The organism is Shewanella sp. BJSY2023SW007, assembly GCF_047314525.1.
GTDB classification, from domain to species: domain Bacteria; phylum Pseudomonadota; class Gammaproteobacteria; order Enterobacterales; family Shewanellaceae; genus Shewanella; species Shewanella chilikensis.
In genome coordinates this window covers 1-3,670 of the sequence record NZ_JBKORL010000046.1, presented here as the reverse complement: position 1 = coordinate 3,670, position 3,670 = coordinate 1, and the positions used below count along the sequence as shown (strand labels likewise).

Genomic DNA, 3,670 nt, shown 5'->3' with positions numbered 1-3,670 from the left:
ACTTATTTCCAGGGGCCACATCAAATCCCATCCATCATGGAGCGGATCTCTTGGCGGTTGGAGTCAGGCGATTTTCTACTACTGGGAGACAGGGAAGACGGGTTTGACACTATCCTGTTTTTCGGTGACATCAGCCCTTTTCTATCGAGCACTTTCAAGGAACGCGTCAAGCGTTTACCTCCCCGGCTGCAGTACGGCTATGGCAACTATTCCAAAGCTCCCGAGCCCATTATCGAGCCGGACATGACACCGGCACCAGAAGCACCGGCCGATCTCCATCCCAGTCCAATGGCTACCGCAATTAACGCCATGGCTTCGGCTCCTCGAAAGAAAGCTATCGAACTTCAAAGCTATTCTGTTGAACAGGTATTGGCCAATCCCGAGTTACAGGGAGTTACCCCGGTTAACTTCATCGATCCTGCCTCCATGCTGGTTGATGACATTGTGACTTTCCTGGAGGAAGGCAAGTCATTCATTCAATCACCGTCCTTGTCCAGTGCAGCCATGATGGCGGCAATCGTGGTCCCAGGGAAGTTGATTGATGGAGCAGCAAAACAAGTGCTTAAACGAGAGATGGGCGATGTCACCCAGTACGCTGCCAATGCTCTCAAAAACGTGAATGTCAAATCTGCTAACCGGGTCAATGAAGCCTTGGGTCAATATGGTGGAGATCATGTCGCCAGGGTCTTGAAGCTGGATGAGCACTCAGACTTTATCAAACGCTATCACGGTCCTGATAACTTCTATACCAAGGATGGCAAACTGGTTGAAGCAGAGTTCAAAGGATACAGCAGTGATAGTGCTACATTGGGAGTTAATAGCAAGGGATATAAGCAAGGCTCTGAACAGAAGAACTTAGCAAGAGCTCGGCAGATGAGTAAAAAGAAGCCCAGGATCGGAAAGGAATCTAATCGCATTGGGGGGGCTTATACCGAAGGTGAAATCAATGGACTCTGGGGGAAGATCATGGAGGATAAAGGACAGAAAATGCATTTAGCGGTGTTCACTAATACCGAAACAGGTCAGGTTCGTGCATTTTGGCAGGACGCTCAAGGGAGTTTAGTCGGGAATCCTGTTGTCAATGAACTGATACCGAACTTTAATGAGGCGAAAAACCTGATAAGTACAGCATTGAATTAAAAGGACCTTGAAGAATGACGACCAAAGTACCTCAAATGAGTCAGACAGAGATAGAGAATGACATAGCCCTGTGTTTGCAACAGATCGCACGGGCTAAAGAACTAGAGGTTTCAGGTTATTACAAAGATAATGAGATAAAACAAGAGAGCATCTATGCTGGAGATGCAATGTCTTATGCTCAACTTGGTATGGCTTACGCCTTACATAATGATATTGCAGAAGCGCAAGCTGCTTTTAGAACGGCGGCAGAATTACAGTCATTGCCTATTCGGATGGCCTACGACACTGAATTTGATAATTATCAAGGCTCAGTGATTGTGCGAGGTGCAGAGGCATACAACGTAGTTGATTGTGCTAGTTATGCTTTGGCCGCAGATACGATAGAAATTGCTCAGCTTGTTTGCGCCATCTTCCCAAAGGAAAGACCTAAAACTCCCGAAAAGACAGAGACTATAGACGAGTTTGTTTTTGCCCTCGACGCTTTCTTTAAAGGGGAGTTTAGTCAGGCTGCCAATATCTGTGAGACTCGGATAGAGAAGTTCCTGGCCAAGCCCAGTAAAAAACTCACTTTCAACAGCAATTACTACACCTTGCATTTGGCATTGTGGGGAATATGTACGGGGGACCAGCAGTCCTTTGACGAAGGTATTCGAAAGCAACTGACGATATGCCACCATGAAGCCCGTTACGGTGAGTGGAAGGGAATGGTTCCAGGGCATTATGCTGAATATGCAGTCGCACTCACTAATCTAGCAATCCTCGCTGGCCTTAAGCAGCAAGTGTTTGACCCCTTCATTCCTCAGGGGTTGGTGAGGAGCAAGTCTGATCGAGACTAAGTCGTGCCGTTAACATCAATGTTAACTCTACTCGATTGTTGTTGGAGCCTTTGAATGTTAATAAAATAAAAAGGCTGAAAATTCAGCTTTTTTAGATATAGTTCTTTATTTAGTCTCTAAAAGTTTTTCATCATGGATGGGAAAATCATGGCAAGATAACTCACATTTAAAAAAGGTAGAAAAATGAGAGCTGAATTAAAAAATTACTTCTCACCTGATTTTGACATAAAAACATACTGGCCTGAAAATGAAAAAATATTCCACTTCCTTTTGTCTTTATCAATAGGGCCAGAAGGTGACGATGCTTCTAACAACTTTGATGTTGAAATAATTTCATTTCAATGGATGGAATGTAATTCTGAAGATTTAATTTTAGGCGGAAACAAAATTTTCTTAAGAGAATACGACATTCCATTACTAATATCTAAAATAGAGAGATATTGCAACAAGTGCATAGGCAATTCTTGGGATGAAATCGTTAACCAGCTATCTAGACTAGGTAGGTTTGAGTATGACTAAGGCTTTGTTTCCTAAATCAGGTGGAACTAATCAGGAAAGCTGCGATCTGAACAACCAAATCTCACTACCTATCGTTCCGCATGCCTAAACCACGTTACAAAACAACCAATTGGAAGCAATATAACCAAGCCCTTATCAATCGGGGCTCTCTCACTTTTTGGATTGATGAGGAAGCCATCCAACAGTGGCTAAACCTGACTAAATCTGGAAAACGAGACAGACCACGGTTGTTTAGCGAGCTGGCAATTACTACTGCTCTGATGGTGAAGCGGGTTTTCTCCATGCCACTGCGAGCGCTGCAAGAGTTTATTAACTCCGTGTTTCTCCTTGCTCGGGTTCCGCTGGCTTGCCCGTATTACACTTGCATCAGTAAACGGGCCAAATCAGTAGAGGTCTTATTCAAATGCCCCACCCGAGGGCCGATTCAACATCTGGCCATTGATGCTACCGGGCTTAAGGTTTACGGCGAAGGCGAATGGAAAGTCAAAAAACACGGCACAGATGGTAAACGTCGGGTATGGCGTAAACTTCACTTAGCTGTCGATACCAGCACTCATGAAATCATTGCTGCCGAGCTGAGTTTGTCTAATGTCACTGATGCCGAGGCTTTCCCAGCTTTGCTTAAACAGACACGTCGAAAAATCATCGAGATATCAGGTGATGGAGCTTACGACACTCGCGCTTGTTACGAGGCGATTCGGATAAAACGAGCGACGCCACTAATCCCTCCAAGGGAAGGGGCAGCATTATGGGAAATAGGTCACCCACGAAACATCGCTGTCGCCTGTCAAAAACTCTATGGTAGCAATACTCATTGGAAGAAGCGCTTTGGCTATCATCTCCGCTCTCTTTCAGAGACAGGAATGTTCCGTTTCAAACAGTTGCTGGGTGGCACACTGACACTACGAAACTACAATGCTCAGGTTGGAGAAACTTATGCCATGATCAAAGCGTTGAACAAAATTACCGGGATAGGTATGCCCCAAACTCGACTGGTTGACTAAATATCAACCATAAAAGGGGGCTTTGGGCCTGATTCCTAATTTAGGAAACAAAGCCCCCCAGCACCGGAAGCCCCAACCGAGCTGAAAGAAACCGGGATAACCAAAGCTATTAACGCCATGATGGGCGGTGCTAAACAGGTCATCAATGATTACATTGACGAGCAACGCGCA

The 3,670-nt window shown here is 45.1% G+C and carries 3 protein-coding genes and 1 pseudogene; all 4 read left to right on the top strand.

Going from position 1 to position 3,670, the window contains the following annotated elements; all coding sequences use genetic code 11:
- Positions 1–1,140 (top strand): annotated as a pseudogene (locus ACMHXE_RS07865) (hypothetical protein); the annotation flags it as partial.
- Positions 1,141–1,154: 14 nt separating this feature from the next.
- Entirely contained in the window at positions 1,155–1,976 is an 822-nt protein-coding gene (locus tag ACMHXE_RS07860) for a hypothetical protein (protein WP_335922230.1), read from the top strand.
- A gap of 183 nt (positions 1,977–2,159) precedes the next feature.
- Entirely contained in the window at positions 2,160–2,495 is a 336-nt protein-coding gene (locus ACMHXE_RS07855; protein WP_101057610.1) for an Imm8 family immunity protein, read from the top strand.
- Between the two features lie 80 nt (positions 2,496–2,575).
- Entirely contained in the window at positions 2,576–3,499 is a 924-nt protein-coding gene (locus ACMHXE_RS07850; RefSeq protein ID WP_413731904.1) for an IS5 family transposase, read from the top strand.
- Positions 3,500–3,670 lie beyond the last annotated feature (171 nt).

What these genes read in the sequence shown, in the direction of transcription:
- ACMHXE_RS07860 (WP_335922230.1), top strand. Translation starts at nt 1,155, where the DNA reads ATGACGACCAAAGTACCTCAAATGAGTCAGACAGAGATAGAGAATGAC.
- ACMHXE_RS07855 (WP_101057610.1), top strand. Translation starts at nt 2,160, where the DNA reads ATGAGAGCTGAATTAAAAAATTACTTCTCACCTGATTTTGACATAAAA.
- ACMHXE_RS07850 (WP_413731904.1), top strand. Translation starts at nt 2,576, where the DNA reads ATGCCTAAACCACGTTACAAAACAACCAATTGGAAGCAATATAACCAA.